The following is a 20,003-nucleotide window of genomic DNA, read 5'->3' as shown; positions in this document are numbered from 1 at the left end:
ACCAATTGAAACGATTTGTGAGGCTATCCTTAGCCGCGCCAAAACCCGCAACGAAGCAAATCAATCGATTAGTACACCTTCTGCCCTTTTGCCCACACATGACGAATATGAACATGGCCGTGAAGCGTATGGGCCAGAACCAGATCGGCACGTCCTCCTTCAGCAATCACACCGCGATCGTGTAACCCAATGGCGCGGGCGGGATTGCGTGTCAGCAAGGTGATGGCACGCGGCAAGTCGTAAGGATTGCTCTCATCCTGTGCCAGACGAAATGCGGCATCAAGCAGGCTGGCAGGGTAATAATCGGAAGAGAGAATATCCAACAGCCCCTGCTGCGCCAGTTGGCTGGCGGATACGTTGCCCGAATGCGAGCCGCCGCGTACCACGTTGGGTGCACCCATCAACACCAGCAATCCGCGGTCGTGTGAGCCTCTTGCTGCCGCCTCGGTAGTCGGAAATTCAGCAATCGCACAGCCCACCTGAAGGGATTCGTTAACGTGTTCTACCGTGGCGTCATCATGGCTGGCTAATGCGATCCCTTTTTCACGGCAAAGCGCCGCGATCGCCAGACGATTGGGTTGAGACCAGCGAGCAGCCAGCCCCCTCTGTTCTTCTTCAAACGCGTCCATCTGTGGGTTACTGAGATGATATTTTCCCTGAAAATACTCGCGGTATTTCTGCAACGAGGTGTACTGACGCTGGCCGGGCGAATGATCCATCAATGACACCAGCAGCAGGTCGGGGGCATTCATCAGCTGTTCAAACAGCGGAACCGTGGCGTCATACGGCAGTTCGCAGCGCAGATGCAGCCGATGCTCGGCGCGGTTTAGCCCTTTTTCCTGCCCCTGACGAATCGCCCCAACCATTTTATTGAGATTATCGAAGCGATGGCCGCCGTCCCGCACATCCCCCACGGCAATCGCATCCAGCACGGTGGTGATACCATTCGCCACCATCAGCGCATCGTGGCTGCTCATGGCCGAGTAGGCTGGCCAATCCACTTTTGGCCGTGGAGTAAAAAACTTATCGAGATTATCGGTATGCAGCTCCACCAGCCCCGGCAGCAGAAATCCCCCCTCACCATCAAAAGCCCCAGGCTGCTGACTACGTGAGCTGCTGACGTGAACAATGACGCCGTCTTGCACGTCCAGCGACCCGTAAACCACCTCATTTTCCAATACCAACTGGACATTATTGATAATCATGTTGCTGCACCCCGGGGTAAGGTTGCATGGCGTGTAAATGCGTGGCGAGCCGGTTACGCACCGCACTGTCATGGAAAATGCCGACAATCGCCGCCCCGCCCTCACAGGCCTCTTCAATCAGTTGAACCACCACATTGCTATTGCCGCTGTCCAGCGACGCGGTCGGTTCATCCAGCAGGAGAATGGGGTAATCGGCGATAAACCCTCGGGCAATATTCACCCGCTGCTGTTCCCCCCCAGAAAAGGTCGATGGCGGTAGCGACCAGAGTCGTTCTGGTACGTTGAGCCGGGCGAGCAACTGTCTGGCGCGATCCTCACACTCGGCACGCGCCAGACCGCGCTCCAGCAGGGGCTGAATGACGACATCCAGCGTAGAGACGCGGGGAATCACCCGCAAAAACTGGCTGACCCAGCCAATCGTATCGCGGCGAATGGCAAGAATTTGCCGTGAGGGGGCGTTCAGCAGGTCGACCCAGTGATGGTGATGCTTTACCCAAATATGGCCGCGGTTAGGCTGGTAGTTGGCATACAGCGAACGGAGCAGCGTGGATTTACCACTGCCGGAATGGCCATCCAGCACCACGCATTCCCCGGCATTGACCTCAAAATTAGCGTCATGCAACACGGGCAAAGCAACACCGTGCTGATTGTGTAACACGAAGACTTTATAAAGATGCTCAACGCGAAGCTGTGTGTTCATGGCGTATTCCGATTGATTACAACCTGATTCCCCCGCGCTGGCGCAGGATTCGCGAGGCTTCATCAGTTGAGGACTGACGAAACCAGCAGTTGCGTGTAAGGGTGTCTGGGATCGTCCAATACGCGGTCAATCAGGCCGCTTTCGACAACCCGCCCTTGTTTCATCACGATCAGGTGGTGAGCCAGCATTCGCGCGACGCCCAAATCATGCGTCACGATCACCACCGCCAGATTCAGTTCACGCACCAGAGTACGTAAAAGATCGAGCAGGCGAGCCTGTACGGAAACATCGAGGCCGCCGGTCGGTTCGTCCATGAAGACCAATTTGGGGCGCGTCACCAGACTACGGGCAATTTGCAGACGCTGCTGCATACCGCCAGAAAAGGTGGTAGGCAGATCGTCAATGCGCGCAACCGGGATCTCAACGTCCTGTAACCACTGGCTTGCCTGCTGGCGAATCTCGCCGTAGTGGCGCTGCCCGGCTGCCATCAGCCGTTCACCAATATTGCCACCGGCCGAAACCTGCGGACGCAGGCCATCAAGCGGATACTGATGCACCACGCCCCATTCGGTGCGCAGCAAACGTCGCCGCTCACTTTCGCTCAGACGATATAAATCACGCCCCTGATAAGTAATCGTTCCCTGTTGTGGCGTTAAACGTGCCGAGATAGCCTGTAATAGCGTGGTTTTTCCCGAGCCCGATTCACCGACGATCCCCAGCACTTCCCCCGGAAAAAGCTCAAACGAGACGTCTTCAAAGCCCTTTTCTGGCGCATAAAGGTGCGTCAGATTATTGACCGCCAGCAGCGGCTGTTCACTGCGGTTCATGGTTTTGTTTCTCCTGCTGCTGACGGCAATAGTCGGTATCGGAGCAGACAAACAGACGCGATCCTTCATCATCTATCACGATTTCATCAAGGTAGCTGTCGTGCGAACCGCACAGCGCACAGGGTTTTTCCCAGCGTTGAACGCTGAACGGATGGTCGTCGAAATCCAGACTTTTCACATCACAGTAGGGAGGCAGAGCGTAAATGCGTTTTTCTCTGCCTGCGCCAAACAGTTGCAGCGCCGGCATCCTGTGCATTTTGGGATTATCAAACTTTGGAATGGGCGACGGATCCATCACATAGCGATCGTTCACCTTCACCGGATACGCATAGGTTGTCGCAATATGACCATAGCGGGCGATATCTTCATACAGCTTCACCTGCATGACACCGTACTCTTCCAGCGCATGCATTTTGCGCGTTTCGACCTCACGCGGCTCAATAAAACGCAGCGGATCGGGGATGGGCACCTGATAGATCAGGATCTGATCTTCTTTCAGCGGCGTTTCAGGAATACGGTGACGCGTTTGAATCAGCGTGGCCTCAACGGTACGTTCGGTGGTCACCGCCCCGCTTACGCGCTGGAAGAAACGTCGAATAGAAACGGCATTGGTCGTGTCGTCCGCTCCCTGATCAATCACTTTCAGCACATCGTTTTCACCAATCAGGCTGGCGGTCAGCTGAATTCCGCCGGTTCCCCAGCCATACGGCATCGGCATTTCTCGTCCGCCAAACGGCACCTGATAGCCGGGAATCGCCACCGCTTTCAAAATAGCGCGCCGGATAGTGCGTTTGGTTTGCTCATCAAGATAGCCAGGGTTATAGCCGCTTAACTCATGCATCTTTGCCCTCCTGATATTCCTGACGCAGACGCTTCAATAGCTCCAGCTCTGCCTGAAAATCGACGTAGTGAGGTAGTTTGAGGTGAGAGACAAACCCCGCCGCCTCAACGTTATCCGCATGCGACAGCACAAATTCTTCGTCTTGCGCCGGGCTGGTCACCCGTTCGTGATGCTCTGCGGTTTGCAGCACACGATCCACCAAGGCCATCGACATGGCTTTACGCTCTGCGCGTCCAAACACCAGCCCGTAGCCTCGGGTAAAGTGCGGTGCTTCCCCATCCCTGTCGGTAAACCCGTTGACCATTTCACACTCGGTCAGCAGGATTTCGCCAATGTCCAGCGGAAACCCCAGCTCCTCCGGCACAATCTCTACCGTGACAAAGCCCGTACGGATCTCTCCGGCAAAGGGATGCGTGCGGCCATAGCCGCGCTGTGTCGAGTAACTCAACGCCAGCAGGAAGCCTTCGTCCCCCCGCACCAGCTGTTGCAGGCGCGCCGAACGCGGGGCGGGATAACTCGGCGGATCGCGGGTGATATCACACGGCTCACTGCCATCATCCTCTTCCCTGACGGCAAAACCTTCGCGGGTCATCAGATCAAATATCAGTGGGCACGTTGCTTCCAGCGGTGCATCCGCAACGAGCGGCGCAGGTGTATCACCGTTGGCAAGCAGCGTGAAATCCAGCAAACGGTGAGTGTAATCGTAGGTAGGGCCGAGAACCTGTCCGCCCGGCACATCTTTGTAAACCGCCGAAATGCGCCGCTCAATTCGCATGTTTGCCGTCGCTAGCGGCAGGCTGTCAGCCAGACGCGGCAGCGTCGTACGATACGCACGCAGCAGAAATATGGCTTCCACCACATCGCCACTGGCCTGTTTGATCGCCAGCGCCGCCAGTTCACGATCGTAAATTCCGCCCTCGGTCATCACGCGATCGACCGCCAGCCCAAGCTGTTGCTCAACCTGCTGACAGCCAATCTCCGGGGTGTCACGATCCCCACGGCGTAGATCGTCCTGTAAGCGATGGGCATTCTCGATCGCTTTCTCTCCCCCTTTCACGGCGACATACATCAGCAGACCTCCACGTGCGTCGTGCGCGGTAATGCCATCAGGGCATCGGCACAGGTGAACATCAGATCGATACCTTGCGGAAAGGGATCGGGACGGTGACAGAGATAGCGCAGCATGTCCGGCGGTAATTGCGGATCCACGAGGCGTGAGCTTTCCAGCCCCGGCCCACTCAGGCGCAGCGGCGTACCTCCGGTCAGAGAAAGGACGTCGATGATGACCGTGGTACTCTTTTCCGGCGACATGACATCACCAGCAGAAAACTGCGACAGCGCGATGGCCGACGAAACGTGCAGCAAGGCGAAGGCCGCCGACTCATCGCGGGTCACTATCGCACCGGTATGAAAACGCAGGTTGCTGCGGGTGGTTTCATCATTCAATGCATCATCCAGCCAGAGCGGTGTGTCGCGATCGACCAACGTCAGCATCACCGCCGTCGAGGCAGGAGAGAGCCGCCCCCATCCTTGCTGTAACGGTAAGGTCACCGTGATGCCCGGTTCGCTAACGGCTTTGAGGATGCGCCGAAAAGCACACTGCGCGTCAACCACTGGCTGCGCAAAGCTCGCCTGTATAGACATCAGTTATCTCCGCGAACCAGCGTGAAGAAATCGACCTTACTGCTGGCAATTTCACGCGCGCGCTGTTCACACAGCGCGGCACGCTGCGCCGCCAGAGGTTTGATAAGATGCTCCTGCAACCGATCGTGGCTTTCCGGCAGTTGCAACAGAGCATCAATAACGGCACAGCGCTCGGCATGGGTTTTATCGCGCCCGGCCACATAGCTGTAACCGCACGTACCGTCAGCCAGGCGCACCACGGCACGAGTGATAGTCATATCGCCCAGTACAAAGCGTTTACCCGTTCCCCCCATTCTCGCCTGTAGGCGAGTCAGGCCAATTTCGGCGGCGCGCAGCAGGGCGTACTGCGGGTGTAAATTGAGCGTTTGCCAGCGCTTCTCCAGCTCGACCACCGGGCTGAATGCCAGCACCGAGAGCCAGTGTTGACGGCGTGTTAGCGTATCCATCTAGTGCTCCAGCGTCAGTTCGATCATATCGCCGCGCGTCAGGCTGACGGAGTACTCGGCGATCTCACCGCTTGCGGTTTTATTCAGCGTACGCAAACACAGCAGCGGTGCCTGCGCGTCGATTTCCAACAGCCGACTCTCTTTAGCCTGAGCCAGACGCGTACTGATGCGCGTTTGCGTGCGGATCAGCACCTGATTAAGTTGCTCGGTAATAAAATCATGCAGCGAGCCGCAATTGAACTGCTGTAGGTGCGGCCACCAGGAAAGGTTGGGCAGGAAATGGTTAATGACGCAGACCGGTATGCCGTTCACCCGGCGCAGCGTGCGCAAATGGATGACGTTGTCGCCTTCACTACAGCCCAGCGCAGTGGCGATGTCCTGACTGGCGGGGCTTAACATGGCAAAGAGTCGTTCGCTGGAGGGACTGCTGCCTTGATCCAACAGGTTCTGGCTAAAGTGGGCCTGCGCATGCAGCGGGTAGTCATAAGGCCGCATAAGCACCAAGATCCCCACGCCGTGACGGCGTTGAACCAGCCCTTTTTTCACCAAATCATCCACCGCCCGGCGTAACGTATGGCGATTAACGGCGTAGTGCGTAGCCAGCTGTCTTTCAGAGGGGAGATAGTCGCCACATTTGTAGCGCTCGCGTAGCTCTTCTTCTAATCGGGCAGCAATCGCCTGATAGAGAGTGGTCGGATGTCTGGACAACTGCATCATAAAAAATCTCCCAGAAACACGGGGCATTAATACGATTTGGAAGGAGAACGCTAACCTGTGTATACCCTAAATAATTCGAGTTGCGTGAAGGCGGCAACCGCGCGAATCCCCAGGAACTTACACAAGTAAGTGACTGGGGTGAGTAAGGGCAGCCAACGCACAAGCAGCTTGAAGTATGACGGGTATAAATATTGTACGATTATGAGGAGGGAATATGTCTGTCTCGTTAATCAGACATGGCACAAAAATGAACTTTTTTCGATAGGCTGCTAACGATGTATAGCTATCGGCGGCGGATTATCTCACCGGGCGACAGCCCTGCACCAAACGCCCCACACACGGCTTTACCCGCGCGTGGGGGATGATTTTCAAGTATCAGAATGTGAGCCCAAACTGCATTTTGGCGCTGTTTTCGCTCATTTTATCGCTCACTAAGCCTTGGTAGCCCAGCAACAGCGTCGCATTCGATTTAATCGCCAACGTGACGCCCGCCCGCACTAGCAATGCATCGCGATCGTCAGTGGCAGAATGGATCGTATAAACATCGCCGCCTTGCACAAAACTCAGCCGCGTTTGATTACGGTCCGGCGTCAGACGTCGCTGATAGCCCGCATCGGCATAGAGCCGGACAGGCGAGAGTGAAGACCAGCGCGCCTCACCGCGTAAGCCCAGCGTTGAGTATCCCGCCCCGCTCCCCTGACGCTCCCAGCGCAGCGCAGCGGCGCTACCGTGTTCTTGTCCACCCGCGAGATCGAGCCAGGCATACGAAAGGTTGCTATAAGGTTCAACGCTGAGGCTGTCATTGAAGGCGAAACGATGGCTTCCCTCTGCAAACCCCTGAAAAAGTTGCGCATGATAATCTGCCTGAGCGCGACTCGTGAGTCCGGGCACCTGAATGTTTCGTTCGCTGTCCATATCCAGATAGCTGTAGACCAGACCGGATCGCCATGCGATGCCGCTATAGCTCGTGCCCCAATAGCTGCCAACGTGATAAGCCGTCACATCGCTACTGGCAGCACGCGCATCGGTTTTGATCTTGCTTTTCTCTGCACCGACGACGACACCAAGCGTGCTGCTTTCACCGACTGGGCTACCGTTACCGATTAAGAAACCATAGCCGCTGTGGTTAACGCGTGAGGATTCAGCCGTCTCATCGAACTGACCGTTGTTCGCCCACGTACTCAGCCAAAGCGACTGTGCATTTTCATCGTGCAGCGCGCTGTTGATCTCGTCCCGCACGTACCGGCTACGCTGGAGCAATGCGGCACGCGAGGCGGCGTAGATCTCACCGTCAAGGTTATCAAGTGAGGCCCGTGCGGCCGCGTCGCTGCGGCTGTTCGCGATAGCAGAGAAAACCGGCCCACTATTCTGGCTCTCGATGGTCTGCGCAACGGCGCGTTGATTACGGCTGGTGGCGACATCATTAAAGGCGCGATTATTGCGCACCACGTCCAGATAAGCCTGCTTGCTGCCATAGCTCAGCGTATCTTGCAGGAAAGGCAGGGTTGAGTTAGAAACCAATCCATCAAAGTTGCCGCTCAGCGTGCCGCCGACATTCAACAGGGTAAAACGATCGCCCAACGACTGCGAAGATGCATCCAGCACCACGGTTCCCGCCAATGTCGCATCCTGCGTGACATTCAGGCCATCGGCGTTGCCCTGTTCATCAATCTCATAGTGATAAATACTGCCGGACTGAAACACCACATTGCCAACCGTTAATGTGCCCACGGATGCGCCGGGTGAAAGCGTTGAGCCGTTCTCAAGCGTGACGGTGCCTGCAATTTTGCCATGCCCGCCCAGCGTTGCCGCCGATTGCACCCAGACATCCCCCGCCAGACTGCCGCTCCCCTGCGCGACCTTGCCCACCACAACGCTGCCGCCTTCAACAATGGTCGGCCCGAGATAGGTATTATTGCCCGTCAGATAAAGCGCCCCTGCGCCCTGTTTGCGTAAGCCGACATCCAACTGATACAGGGAACTACTGCTGGTCGTATTTTTCACCTGTGCAATGTCATTGCTCCAGGTGCTGGAATAGCCTTGCGTATCAACCCCGTAGATCGCGTAGTTACCGTTAAACGTTCCGCTACTGAGATCGCTAGTGCTTAGCCTCTGGGCATTCAATGCGCCCGGCCCCTGCACCGCTCTATACGCGTTAACCATCCCCTGACCAAATAGCGATTGGTAATCATCCGTCGTAAGCACATTGATATTTTGCGCGCTGGCGCGGGCACGAATCGCGCTGCGTACCTGTTCATCGGTGAGATTGTCGAAGAACGCATCCTCTCTGACCCGAGCCAGAAAAGCGGTCATTTCCTCATCGCTGAACGTGACGGCGTTGCCCGTCGCGTAAACATTGAGTTCGCTACTGAGATAGTTTTGATGGTCATCGTAATTCTTGTGGATGAGCAACACCGCACGCGGAGTATTGCTACCAGACAGCGGCGTGGCGGTAGACAAGAGAATGTCAGCCAGTTGCTTACCGTTCAGATACGGAAACGCCTCAGACGCCAGCGCGGCAACGCCCGAAACGTAGGGGGTCGCAAATGACGTGCCGCTGAATGTATCAGTGGTGTTCGCATCTCTGGTAGAAACGATGTTCACCCCCGGCGCAAGCAGCGTATAAGCCGACGACCCAAACCCCAGGTTACTAAACGATGCAATAAATGCCGCGCTGGAAGGACGCTGAGAAGGATCGTAAGCCACAACATTTAACCAGTTATTGGCAATATTGTTCTCAATGCCATAGGCATCCAATAGCGTTGGCAGCCCGGAAATAATCGACGGCGTCAGATGCCCTTCGTTCCCGGCAGCAAACACCGTTAACTGGCCCTGCTTTGCCATCTCCTCACCAATCACCGTATTGTTATTGATGATGCCGTCCAGCAATTCACTCTGACGATCGGCGCTGAACGTCTGCACCGTGTCGTTAAATATTCGGTATCCCCAGCTATTATTGACGATCTTGATATCTGGCCGGTCGAGCACGTTAAGCTGGGCGTTAACCAATGTTTGCGATGAAAAGGTGGTTCCTAATGGCAACAGCGTCGCTTGATAGGCGATGCCATGAATGCCGCTATCGTTTTTCGCTGCACCAATGACGCCTGCCACCGCGTAGCCATGAAACGCGCCATCCCACGGAGACGAGATCCACCCCGCGCCCGAGTCCACCCGTCCGGCAAATTCATCACCGCTTAATTCGCCATTAGAATCAATGACCGCAACGCCAACGCCTTTCCCCGAGAAGCCGAGATTGTAGGCTTCTGCCGCGTTGATCGAATCCAGCGCGGCACCGTTATGTTCATATTCCGCCGTCCGAAAATTATCCGCTCCCCATAGCGTTACAGGACAAAACAACAGTAAGCCCATTGCAAGCACACGGCCACCTTTCACACCAATATGCCGCGACGTCACCGTGATGCGCATTTCCTTGTTTTTAAATAAATTGGTTTTCCACACCGATAGCATTAACGACACCCCGTTCGAACACAAATGTGATTGTCACTCTATGTTACTAGTACAAATACTCATAACGTATGAAGGTAACAATCGATGAATTTAATGGGCATCCAGATACAAATTAATGAGGCGTCAGATCAACAAGAAAACGGCGGAGAAAGGAGAGATAAGAAAAGAACGATCAAAAAACGGGCCTCAGCCCGTTTCCTTAAGCGACGTCAGTTTACTTCAGCGTCTGCAACAGACTCTTGCGCTGGTTTTCCAGCGATGTGACGCGGCTACATACGTCATTACCGAAGCGCTGGAACTCCAGTTCCTGATTGTTCCACTCGGCCTGAATCGCTTTCTGCAAGCCACCGAGGTTGCCCATCATAGCCTGTAGCGGGTTACCGCCGCTGGACATCTGTTTTACGCCCATCTCGTTCAGGCTGTCCTGCAAGACGCCGCCCATGCTTTGCTGCACGAGCTGCTTGCCATCTTGCTCAACTTGCTTAATCGCCTGATGGTGGAACGTCAGGCCATCGGTGCGGTGTTCGATAATTCGGTTCATCTGCTGCTTGAGCTGTTTATCCAGCGTAGTCAGACGATTGCGCACATTGCTGTCGCTGCCAAGCTCTTGCACGATGACGTTATCCAGCGCGACTCGCGCTTTTTCAAGATGCTGCTGCGCACCCTGGTCGATCCACGGCAGTTGCTGGCGTAAATCCGCCTGATAGGCTTTGGCTTTCTGGCGTTGTTCGGCGTTCAGGGTCAGCGGTGTACCGTTACGGACGATATCGCCCTGCGGGGAGAGTTGTAAGTTGCCGCTGGCACCCACGACCTGTACGTGTTGCGGACTGATAACGATGTCGTCCTGCGGATTCACGTTGCACTGATAGGCCGCCTGCACTTGCCAGGACAGCAACATCAATAAACCCAAGGTTATTTTACGCGACATATTTTCTCCTGAAGAAAACAACGGCAGTGGCGGGAGAGCGGCAATCCGCCCTTTGATGAGGCGGATAACGCCTGAGCCAGAATCAGCTCAGGCATGCCTTGATAAGACCAAGGATTACAGCAGGTGTTCTGGCAGATCCCACCAGATATCGAACAGGTTGCTGACTTTTACGTCAGTCAGTTTCTGCTCTTCCAACCAGCGGCTAACCAGTTGGCGATGTTCTTCGGTGCAGTGACCGATTTTTTGCAGACAGACCAGGCCTTCCCAGAGCAAATAACCGCTGCCTTCGAATGCCAGTCCTTGTGGTTCAATGACGTCGTCAACGAACTTATCCATCAGCTTATCGATATCTTCGACGCTAGTGCCTTCTGGAAAGCGGAAGCTGACAGAAAAACCTAATTCCTGAAACTCATCAATGTGAAGTTTTTTACGTAAACGACGGCTACGAGCTTGTGCCATTTTATTTTATCCTCTCAAACATCAGATCCCACACGCCATGCCCCAAACGCTGGCCGCGTGCTTCAAATTTCGTCAGCGGACGGGACTCCGGCCGCTCAACGTACTCATTATTATTGGAAAGATTACGGTACTCGGTGACAGAGGTCATCACTTCGAGCATATGTTGCGCATAAGGTTCCCAGTCTGTTGCCATGTGGAACACGCCGCCGACTTTCAGCTTACTCTGTACCAGTTGGACGAAAGGCACCTGAACGATACGGCGTTTATTATGGCGGGCTTTGTGCCACGGATCGGGGAAGAAGAGTTGAACCATAGACAGTGAGCCATCCGGGATCATATTCATCAGCACTTCGATCGCATCGTGGCACATCACGCGCAGATTGCTGATTCCCGCTTCCTGTGCGGCAGCGAGACACGCGCCCACGCCCGGCAGGTGAACTTCGATACCGAGGAAATTCTGCTCAGGATGCTGTGCCGCCATCGTCACCAGCGATGCGCCCATCCCAAAACCGATCTCCAGCACCACGGGCGCGTCACGACCAAATAGCGCGTTAAAATCGACCAGCTCGGTCTGATATTCCACGCCCATCACCGGCCAGTAGTTATCCAACGCCAGCTGTTGCCCGTTGGTCAAGCGCCCCTGACGGCGGACAAAACTGCGGATACGGCGCATCGGGCGCCCATTTTCATCAAATTCCGGTGAAATGACGTTGTTAATCATAAAGAGTGCTTACTTGCTGTCCGATTTCGTTAATGAAACGCGCATTATGCAAGGATACCGTGGTTTAGCAAGCCCACTGCCTCGGAAAGTTCCGGTTTACAGCACATTCACTCTGTGCTGGAATCGCTATCAAACTTTTTACCTGCCGGATAGTGACCCCATTTTATGATGCAAGCGCAACAGTTCGCCCATCAGGTGCTGGACTGGTACCAACGCTATGGCCGCAAAACCCTGCCGTGGCAGCTTGAGAAAACTCCCTATAAAGTATGGCTATCCGAAGTGATGTTGCAACAAACGCAGGTCACCACGGTTATCCCCTATTTCCAACGCTTTATGGAACGCTTTCCGAACGTCAGTGCACTGGCGGCAGCACCGCTGGATGAAGTGCTCCACTTGTGGACCGGGCTGGGCTACTACGCCCGTGCGCGTAATCTACACAAAGCGGCACAGACTATTGTGTCACGTCACGGCGGCGAATTCCCCACCACCTTTGATGAAGTCGCGGCGTTGCCGGGCGTCGGGCGTTCCACCGCAGGCGCGGTGCTGTCGCTCGCTCTCGGCCAGCATTACCCGATTCTCGACGGTAATGTGAAGCGCGTGCTGGCACGCTGCTACGCCGTTGACGGCTGGCCGGGCAAGAAAGAGGTCGAAAAGAAACTGTGGGCGCGGAGTGAAGACGTCACGCCAGCAGAGGGCGTCAGCCAGTTTAATCAGGCGATGATGGATCTCGGTGCGATAGTCTGCACCCGCAGCCGCCCCAAGTGCGAGCTTTGCCCGCTGAGCACCGGCTGCATTGCCTACGCCAACCACAGCTGGGCGCAATACCCCGGCAAGAAACCAAAGCAGACGCTGCCGGAGAAAACCGGCTGGTTCCTGCTGATGCAACAGAGTTCTCAAGTCTGGCTGCAACAGCGCCCCGCCGTGGGCCTGTGGGGCGGGCTATTTTGCTTCCCGCAGTTCAGCGAACGTCGGGAATTGGAACTCTGGCTGCAACAACGTGGTCTGAATCCTGATGGATTGCAACAGCTTGTCGCGTTCCGCCACACATTCAGCCATTTTCATCTGGATATCGTTCCGCTCTGGCTGGACGTATCGCAGACCGATCGCTCACAAAACAGGTCCTGCATGGATGACGATGCAGGTCTCTGGTATAACTTAGCGCAGCCGCCGTCTGTCGGACTGGCCGCCCCGGTAGAACGCCTGCTGAGGGAGTTGGCTCGCCCGCAGTCAACACGTTTGAATGCCTGCGCAATTGATGAGGAAGAAGCATGAGCAGAACGATTTTTTGTACTTTTTTACAACGCGACGCCGAAGGGCAGGATTTCCAGCTCTATCCCGGCGATCTGGGCAAGCGCATCTATAACGAAATTTCTAAAGAAGCCTGGGCGCAGTGGCAAACCAAGCAAACCATGCTGATCAACGAGAAAAAGCTCAGCATGATGAATGTTGACGACCGTAAGCTGCTGGAACAGGAAATGATCAAGTTCCTGTTTGAAGGGAAGGACGTACACATCGAAGGCTACACGCCTCCGAGCCACTGAGATTGCGGGCTTTCGGGCCCGCTTACGTCCCCATTCCGACACGGCTTGTTATATGAAGAAAATGTTAGCGCTGCTGGTGATTGCACCACTGCTGGTTTCCTGTTCGGGAAACAAAGGGAATGCCGACAACGAAGAGTTTCTCAAGGATACCAACGCCTTCGATATTTTGATGGGGCAATTTGCTCACAACATCGAAAATATCTGGGGGATGAATGAAGTTCTGATCGCTGGCCCAAAAGACTACGTCAAATACACCGATCAATATCAGACGCGTAGCCACATCAACTTTGATGCCGGTTCAATCACTATCGAAACCATTTCGGCAACCAACTCCGTTGCCAGCCTGCGTCAGGCGATTATCACGACCCTGCTGATGGGCGATGACGCCAGTAACACCGACCTGTATTCCGACGCTAACGATATTCAAATCAGCCGCGAACCGTTGCTGTATGGACAGGTACTGGATAACACCGGACAGCCGATCCGCTGGGAAGGCCGTGCCGCCAGCTTCGCAGATTATCTGCTCCAGAACCGTCTGCAAAAACGCACCTCCGGCCTGCACGTTATCTGGTCGGTCACGATGCAGCTCGTCCCTAACCATCTGGACAAGCGTGCACACAAATACCTGCCGCTGGTGCGTAAGGCTTCCGAGCGTTACGGCATTGAAGAGTCGCTGATTCTGGCGATTATGCAGACAGAGTCCAGCTTCAACCCTTACGCCGTCAGCCGTTCCGATGCACTGGGTCTGATGCAGGTGGTACAGCACAGCGCAGGACGCGACGTCTTCAAGATGAAAGGGAAATGGGGACAGCCGAGCCGCAGCTATCTGTTCGATCCAGAACAAAACATCGATGCGGGTACCGCCTATCTGTCTATTCTGAAGAACAGCTATCTGGCCGGTATTGAAAACCCAACGTCGAAACGCTACGCCGTCATCACCGCCTATAACGGTGGCGCAGGCAGTGTGTTACGCGTCTTCTCCAGCGATCGCGATCGCGCCGTGGGCATTATCAACAACATGTCACCGGGCGATGTCTACCAAACGCTGACGACGAAGCATCCGTCTGGCGAATCACGCCGCTATCTGTACAAAGTGAACACGGCACAGAAAAATTACCGCCGCTAATTCACGCGCACCACAGAACGCCGCACTACCGGGTTTACTCCGGTAGTGCGGTTTCATCAGACCAGATATCTACAATAACGTTGTTGATAAACACGATGACCGCGATTCCCTTACCGTTTATTACCGCACTTTTGCTGGTTATTTTGTTTTTTCGCATCCAGTTTCTGGCTATTCAAAATAAAGGGACTAAAACGCGCAATACCAAAGCAGAGGCGATACTCATCAGCGTAAGCTGTCTTGCCCTGACAGTGGTAGCGTTACGCTGGGGCGTCCATGTTGCTTTACCCTCATTTATCCAACCCGCCATTGCCGCATCGATTCCACCGCTGTTATGGCTGTGTCTTTTCCCCTATGGAGAAAAGGCATCTGAGGACGTAACCCACAACCGTCGACGATCTCTCTGGCATCTGTTACCGCCCTTACTCATCCTTGGTGCAAGCGCCATCCAAAGCAGAACAACCGTTCCACTCATCGATCTGATGCTGGTAAGTGTTTACTTCGGCTATGGGGCAATGCTGATTTACAGCGCTCACCGTCTGCAAACGTCATTGCCCAAGTGGAAAAGCGCACCGTTTATCGCCGGGCTGTATGTGCTTATCTCCGGCGCTATCGATATCGTCATTGCACTGGATATCGCTTTCTACAGCGGCAATAGCGCGGCGACTATCATCACCGTATTCCACATCATCATGCTGGCGATATTGACCCTGCTTATCGTCACGCACTCTGCACAACACCCGCAGGCTGAGCTTAGCGTTACACATGGCCAGAAGCCGGAAACACTACCCGCAACCGATGATGAACACCAACTGGCGAAAACGTTAGATGATTTCATTCGCACGCATGCGTTATACACCGACCCCAACATGACGCTTCAGCGCCTGAGCCGACGCATGGGAATACCGCTAAGACGCCTGTCCGAAACCATCAACCGCGTGCACGGTCGTAATTTCTCGCAGGTGATGAACGAATACCGAATTGAGGAGGCTAAACGCCTCCTCAGCCAAACGGATGCACGAATCACGGATATCATGCTGGAAAGCGGATTTCAGACTAAATCAAACTTCAACCGCGAGTTTTTGCGACTCACGGGGATGAGCCCCAGCGTCTGGCGTAGTCAGCACCCACTTCGGGCACAGGCTATGGCTTCCGCCACGCCGCCTGAAGAAAATCGCTAATATCCTTCACAACGCCCTGCTGAATATGCTCACGCGAACGTGCGCCGCCATCAAGACAAATCATGCCATCCCCAGGGTTCTCGGCATTAATGATCTCAATGGCACCCGGCTTACAAAGCTGCATGAAGCTAAAATGCGTCGCATCGGCAATTTCCTTATAGGCTGAATGCGCTGGTGACAGCTTCTGTGCCAAATCGTGAGATTCCAGCTCGGCAGGCAGTTCCTCATTAGGATACCCAGCCGCAACGATCAAAACGGGAATGTGTATTGCCGCAAGACTCTCCGCGGTAAACCCTCGCGCCAGCCCCATATCCAGCGATACCACCGCGCTGATACGCGGATCCGCCAATGGCTTATCAAGCTGCGCACGTAATGACGCATTCTTTGCGATATGCATCTTTTCATAGGCTTTGCAGGACGCCAGCCCAACATGCGTCAGACAATCACGCTCAAATTGCTGCGTGCTAAAACGCCCGCCCGCTAACTCCAATACCGTCCATCCCCCCAGCGAATGGCCTACAGCGGCAATACGCTGCACATCAACACGCCCCGTTTTTTCTGGAGCAGCGAGTAAAGCGGTAATAACGCGGCTAATATCGTTGGGCCGTAGCCATAATTCCTGAGCCTTCTCAACCCGCATATCTTTAGTGGTAGTTCCTGGGTGATTGGGCGCGGCAACAATATAACCTTGCTTGACCAACGCCTGTGCCAGCCAGAGTTGATTAAACCAGCTCCCGCCATAGCCGTGTGAAACTACAATCAAGGGATATTCACCGGATTCAGGCACGGCATTTTTGCTTACGGCGATACCGGGAAATACGGGATTCTCACCGATTATCGCAGTCTGTTGTGATGATGAAACCGGATAAAATACGGCAGCTTCCAACGGCCTATTATTGGCCTCATCAGCCAGCGTTATTTGTTGAAACCCAATGCCAACATCCGCCATAACGGCGAAGCTGAGTAGTAGATTCGTTATCAATCCTATCGTGATGCGCCATGTCATACCTATTTCTCCGAAGTTTCTGTACTGTGAAAAATAGCAGTTATAACAATGACTTTCTTCCCTATGCGACCTAAAACGCTATTTAGTACCTGTTTTGCTACCTGAACAGCAACATGGCTGGGAGTCGATAGAGGAATAAGCATACTCTGACAACAAATGCTCGATTAACGTCAATAAATGCCCCTATTCTTTGCTATTGTGTGAAAAAACCAAGTTATAACATACGTTAAGCACAGTATTAATTTTTACTTAGCTCAATCAATTATGCCGATTTAATGAAAATAATAAGAACAAACCATCATCGTAATGAATACGCTCACCATTAAAAAATAAACCACATAGGCTGTCCTGCCTGCCTTTGACTCTATTACTTCCGCAACAACACCATTTAATTAACCCACTAATAATAACAAAATCAGATTACCACCATAAATTATAAAAAATAAAACAATGGAAATCATGACAAAAAAACCATCAGTAGCCAGAAAAAAATCAGTCAGTAAAATATCCATCGAAAATTATTCATAGAAATATTATTCATATCTTTAAATAGGGACGGTGTTATGGAAAATACAGTAGATAAGCAATATTCTAAAAAATGGCAAACCCGATTCGCATTTTATAATGAGTTTGGTGGGCCTAACACGCTAGCCCACAAGAATGCATTTAAAAATCTCAGTTTCCTCAACAGGATTCTCATTCAGAGCAATTTTATTGCTTTCTTTTTTGGTCCTATTTACTTCTTTGTTCTTGGATTGTGGCGAAAAAACCTGACGTTATTAGGTATTTCCATTGCTATCAATCTTATTATCGCTTTGACTGAAGCTATTGTTGACGCCACACTTCCCGAATATATGAACCTTCCCATCGGTCTTTCTATCAGTTATCTGTGGGCAGGTACCGCCAACTACGCTAACTACCTGAAAGAAACCAAAGACAGCAAAAGTTGGAATCCATTTGAAGGTATGCTCTAACCTTCGCTCGCATAAAACTACGGCCAGCATGTGCTGGCCGCATTCCCTGATATTGGCGAAAAATTTACCTGCCTTTCTCCTACTTTTTTAGGACATCGGCAGATATAGAGCCAAAAAAGTCTGTTAACGCTTAATTTTTTTGAATTGCTGTGTAGTAGCCGTTAATGCGGTTTCTGTCGGCAGCCGCTCCATAGAGCTGGCACCGTAAAAACCATCGCACTGCGGGCAGTGATCCATAATGAACTGTGCGTCCTGCGGTGTTGAAATCGGTCCACCGTGGCACAGCACAATCACATCCTTACGGATGGCTTTCGCCTCACGTGCCCAGTGATTAATCAACGGAACGCAATCCGCCAGATTAAGCGCGGTTTCCGCACCAATGTTGCCGCCGGTGGTTAACCCCATGTGCGGCACAATAATATCCGCCCCTGCTTTCGTCATCGCGACAGCATCTGCCGCACTGAACACGTAAGGCGTGGTCAGCATGTCTTTTTCATGCGCCAGACGAATCATGTCCACTTCCAGCGCGTACCCCATTCCGGTTTCTTCCAGATTGGCGCGGAAATTACCGTCAATCAGTCCAACGGTTGGGAAGTTCTGCACGCCAGAAAAACCCAGCGCTTTCAGGTCATCCAGAAACTTATCAAACTGACAGAAAGGATCGGTCCCGTTCACGCCCGCCAGCACTGGCGTGTGCTTCACAACCGGCAGCACCTCTTTCGCCATATCCACGACGATCTCATTCGCGTTGCCGTAAGCCAACAGGCCAGCCAGCGAACCTCGTCCCGCCATGCGATAGCGCCCAGAGTTGTAGATCACGATCAGATCGATGCCACCCGCTTCTTCACATTTCGCGGAAAGCCCCGTTCCCGCGCCACCGCCGATAATCGGCTCGCGGCGCGCGATCATGTCGCGGAATTTTGCCAGCAGTTCCTGACGATTAATGCCTGACATCATGCTTCTCCCTTCTTATTTCACTAACGCCCGAAACGCATCGACTGCGGCATGGGCAAATAAAGGATCGTTAATATGGAAAGGCAGACGAATAATCTGTCGTCTTGCCGTTTGCTGAACGACGCTCTCCAACGTGCTGATAAACGCGTCACGTGCTTCCGGGTGCCAGAATGCCTGATCCGGCGCATCCAGCGCGGAGAAGCCGCCTTCTGGGATCAGGAAGCGCACATCGCCTTCACAGCGGTTGAGCTTCTCCCCAATCCAGCGCGCCATCGCGATATTTTCGTCTATCGTGGTTCGCATCAGGGTGACCTGCGCGTTGTGGTTGTAGAACAGACGATGCGCGTATTTCTCCGGCACGCTGGCAGGAGAACCAAAATTCACCATGTCCAGCGCACCGCAGGACGCCACGTAAGGCACCTGCGTCTTGGCTATCGCATCAAACCGTTCCGGTCCACAGGCCAGCACGCCATCAAACAGTAAATCGCACACTTCTGTCGTGGTGAGATCGAGCACGCCAGTGAGCAAATGGCTGTCCACCAGCTTTTCCATCGCTTTCCCTCCGCTGCCCGTCGCGTGAAAGACCAGACAGTCAAACTCCGCCTCCAGCAATGCGCTGGCTTCCTGAATGCACGGCGTCGTGACACCAAACATGGTCAGGCCAATCGCGGGCTTATCGTCATGATGTTCCTGAATATGAAACTTCACGGCACCGGCAATCTGGTGCGCGGCGTTGCCGAGAACCTGACGAGAAATGCGGTTCAGGCCCGCCACATCAGTGACGGAATACATCATGCTGATATCGCTGGCACCGATGTAGCCGGAGATATCGCCAGAAGCCATTGTCGATACCATTAACTTCGGCATACCAATCGGCAATGCCTGCATCGCAGGCGTAATCAGTGCCGTTCCGCCGGAGCCGCCAAGCCCCAGCACCCCGGCAATATCCTCGCGGGACAGCATGAAGTGCTCAAACGCAACGGCCATGGCGCTAATTGCCTGCCCTCTGTCATGGCAAAACACCGCCGATGCGCCCTGCGGATGGTAAGATGCCACCGTTGCGGCGCTGATATCTGTCGCATCTGTCACTTGTGTATCTGCTGACGGCGGTGTCGTTGACAGATCGACCGTGACCGTTTTTAAGCCTGTAGCGGCAATCAAATCGCGGACGTAAATCTGTTCTTTTCCTTTAGTATCAGCGGTACTTGCAATATAAATGCTGCCAACTTCACTTCCCATTTGGTATCCCTCCCACCGTTAGCAAAACA

Annotated in this window: 20 protein-coding genes; 5 read left to right on the top strand and 15 right to left on the bottom strand. The window is 53.8% G+C overall.

Going from position 1 to position 20,003, the window contains the following annotated elements; genetic code table 11:
- Nucleotides 1–68: 68 nt before the first annotated feature.
- The 12 genes from phnM to trmB form a co-directional block, all read right to left on the bottom strand.
- On the bottom strand, nucleotides 69–1,205 hold the full coding sequence (gene phnM, locus EIP93_RS05250; protein ID WP_125232392.1) for an alpha-D-ribose 1-methylphosphonate 5-triphosphate diphosphatase: 1,137 nt from the start codon (nucleotides 1,203–1,205) through the stop codon (nucleotides 69–71).
- Nucleotides 1,192–1,905, bottom strand: coding sequence for a phosphonate C-P lyase system protein PhnL (gene phnL / locus EIP93_RS05245; protein ID WP_125232391.1), 714 nt, complete (start codon nucleotides 1,903–1,905; stop codon nucleotides 1,192–1,194). The genes phnM and phnL overlap by 14 nt, the downstream gene beginning before the upstream one ends.
- Before the next feature lie 62 nt (nucleotides 1,906–1,967).
- Entirely contained in the window at nucleotides 1,968–2,732 is a 765-nt protein-coding gene (gene phnK, locus EIP93_RS05240) for a phosphonate C-P lyase system protein PhnK (RefSeq protein ID WP_039506316.1), read from the bottom strand.
- Nucleotides 2,719–3,573, bottom strand: coding sequence for an alpha-D-ribose 1-methylphosphonate 5-phosphate C-P-lyase PhnJ (locus EIP93_RS05235; protein WP_109225429.1), 855 nt, complete (start codon nucleotides 3,571–3,573; stop codon nucleotides 2,719–2,721). Before EIP93_RS05235 ends, phnK begins: the two co-directional genes overlap by 14 nt.
- A complete protein-coding gene (locus tag EIP93_RS05230) occupies nucleotides 3,566–4,642 on the bottom strand; it encodes a carbon-phosphorus lyase complex subunit (RefSeq protein ID WP_125232390.1) in 1,077 nt (358 codons plus the stop codon). Before EIP93_RS05230 ends, EIP93_RS05235 begins: the two co-directional genes overlap by 8 nt.
- Complete coding sequence (gene phnH / locus EIP93_RS05225; protein WP_125232389.1) at nucleotides 4,642–5,217, bottom strand: phosphonate C-P lyase system protein PhnH; 576 nt, start codon at nucleotides 5,215–5,217, stop codon at nucleotides 4,642–4,644. The genes EIP93_RS05230 and phnH overlap by 1 nt, the downstream gene beginning before the upstream one ends.
- Nucleotides 5,217–5,663 (bottom strand): phosphonate C-P lyase system protein PhnG, encoded by a 447-nt coding sequence (gene phnG, locus EIP93_RS05220; RefSeq protein ID WP_125232388.1) that lies wholly within the window; start codon nucleotides 5,661–5,663, stop codon nucleotides 5,217–5,219. The genes phnH and phnG overlap by 1 nt, the downstream gene beginning before the upstream one ends.
- Nucleotides 5,664–6,377 carry a phosphonate metabolism transcriptional regulator PhnF gene (gene phnF / locus EIP93_RS05215; RefSeq protein ID WP_164498023.1) on the bottom strand — a complete coding sequence of 238 codons (714 nt, stop codon included), beginning with the start codon at nucleotides 6,375–6,377 and terminating at the stop codon, nucleotides 5,664–5,666.
- A 378-nt stretch (nucleotides 6,378–6,755) separates the two neighbouring features.
- Entirely contained in the window at nucleotides 6,756–9,848 is a 3,093-nt protein-coding gene (locus EIP93_RS05210) for an autotransporter domain-containing protein (protein ID WP_125232386.1), read from the bottom strand.
- Nucleotides 9,849–10,062: 214 nt separating this feature from the next.
- Nucleotides 10,063–10,776, bottom strand: coding sequence for a YggN family protein (locus tag EIP93_RS05205; protein ID WP_103942649.1), 714 nt, complete (start codon nucleotides 10,774–10,776; stop codon nucleotides 10,063–10,065).
- Between the two features lie 114 nt (nucleotides 10,777–10,890).
- Nucleotides 10,891–11,235, bottom strand: coding sequence for a YggL family protein (locus EIP93_RS05200; RefSeq protein WP_039502718.1), 345 nt, complete (start codon nucleotides 11,233–11,235; stop codon nucleotides 10,891–10,893).
- Nucleotide 11,236: 1 nt separating this feature from the next.
- Entirely contained in the window at nucleotides 11,237–11,956 is a 720-nt protein-coding gene (gene trmB / locus EIP93_RS05195; protein WP_039472184.1) for a tRNA (guanosine(46)-N7)-methyltransferase TrmB, read from the bottom strand.
- 165 nt (nucleotides 11,957–12,121) lie between these two features.
- Here trmB and mutY point away from each other — a divergent pair, with 165 nt between their 5' ends.
- The 4 genes from mutY (at nucleotide 12,122) to EIP93_RS05175 (ending at nucleotide 15,801) form a co-directional block, all read left to right on the top strand.
- Complete coding sequence (gene mutY / locus EIP93_RS05190) at nucleotides 12,122–13,228, top strand: A/G-specific adenine glycosylase (protein ID WP_125232385.1); 1,107 nt, start codon at nucleotides 12,122–12,124, stop codon at nucleotides 13,226–13,228.
- The gene (locus EIP93_RS05185; RefSeq protein ID WP_005975842.1) at nucleotides 13,225–13,497 is read left to right on the top strand and encodes an oxidative damage protection protein; all 273 of its coding nucleotides are present in this window, start codon (nucleotides 13,225–13,227) and stop codon (nucleotides 13,495–13,497) included. The genes mutY and EIP93_RS05185 overlap by 4 nt, the downstream gene beginning before the upstream one ends.
- A 52-nt stretch (nucleotides 13,498–13,549) precedes the next feature.
- Nucleotides 13,550–14,623, top strand: coding sequence for a membrane-bound lytic murein transglycosylase MltC (gene mltC, locus EIP93_RS05180; protein ID WP_103861216.1), 1,074 nt, complete (start codon nucleotides 13,550–13,552; stop codon nucleotides 14,621–14,623).
- A 95-nt stretch (nucleotides 14,624–14,718) separates the two neighbouring features.
- Nucleotides 14,719–15,801: a helix-turn-helix domain-containing protein gene (locus EIP93_RS05175; protein ID WP_103942653.1), complete on the top strand. Its 1,083-nt coding sequence runs from the start codon at nucleotides 14,719–14,721 to the stop codon at nucleotides 15,799–15,801.
- Here the strand turns inward: EIP93_RS05175 and EIP93_RS05170 are convergent.
- On the bottom strand, nucleotides 15,764–16,807 hold the full coding sequence (locus tag EIP93_RS05170) for an alpha/beta hydrolase family protein (protein WP_125232384.1): 1,044 nt from the start codon (nucleotides 16,805–16,807) through the stop codon (nucleotides 15,764–15,766). The two genes, EIP93_RS05175 and EIP93_RS05170, sit on opposite strands and share 38 nt — an antisense overlap.
- A 563-nt stretch (nucleotides 16,808–17,370) precedes the next feature.
- On the opposite strand from EIP93_RS05170, the gene EIP93_RS05165 reads away from it, so the two are divergent.
- The gene (locus EIP93_RS05165; protein WP_103942656.1) at nucleotides 17,371–17,781 is read left to right on the top strand and encodes a DUF2628 domain-containing protein; all 411 of its coding nucleotides are present in this window, start codon (nucleotides 17,371–17,373) and stop codon (nucleotides 17,779–17,781) included.
- A 123-nt stretch (nucleotides 17,782–17,904) separates the two neighbouring features.
- On the opposite strand, the gene EIP93_RS05160 is transcribed toward EIP93_RS05165, so the two are convergent.
- Both EIP93_RS05160 and EIP93_RS05155 read right to left on the bottom strand, forming a co-directional pair.
- Nucleotides 17,905–18,738: a phosphoenolpyruvate hydrolase family protein gene (locus EIP93_RS05160; RefSeq protein WP_103861219.1), complete on the bottom strand. Its 834-nt coding sequence runs from the start codon at nucleotides 18,736–18,738 to the stop codon at nucleotides 17,905–17,907.
- 12 nt (nucleotides 18,739–18,750) lie between these two features.
- Complete coding sequence (locus EIP93_RS05155; protein ID WP_103942658.1) at nucleotides 18,751–19,974, bottom strand: Tm-1-like ATP-binding domain-containing protein; 1,224 nt, start codon at nucleotides 19,972–19,974, stop codon at nucleotides 18,751–18,753.
- Between the last annotated feature and the right edge of the window lie 29 nt (nucleotides 19,975–20,003).

The organism is Pectobacterium versatile (assembly GCF_003932035.1).
In the GTDB taxonomy this organism is placed as follows: domain Bacteria; phylum Pseudomonadota; class Gammaproteobacteria; order Enterobacterales; family Enterobacteriaceae; genus Pectobacterium; species Pectobacterium versatile.
The sequence above is the reverse complement of the archived record's forward strand: the minus strand, read 5'-3'. Positions and strand labels throughout refer to the sequence as shown.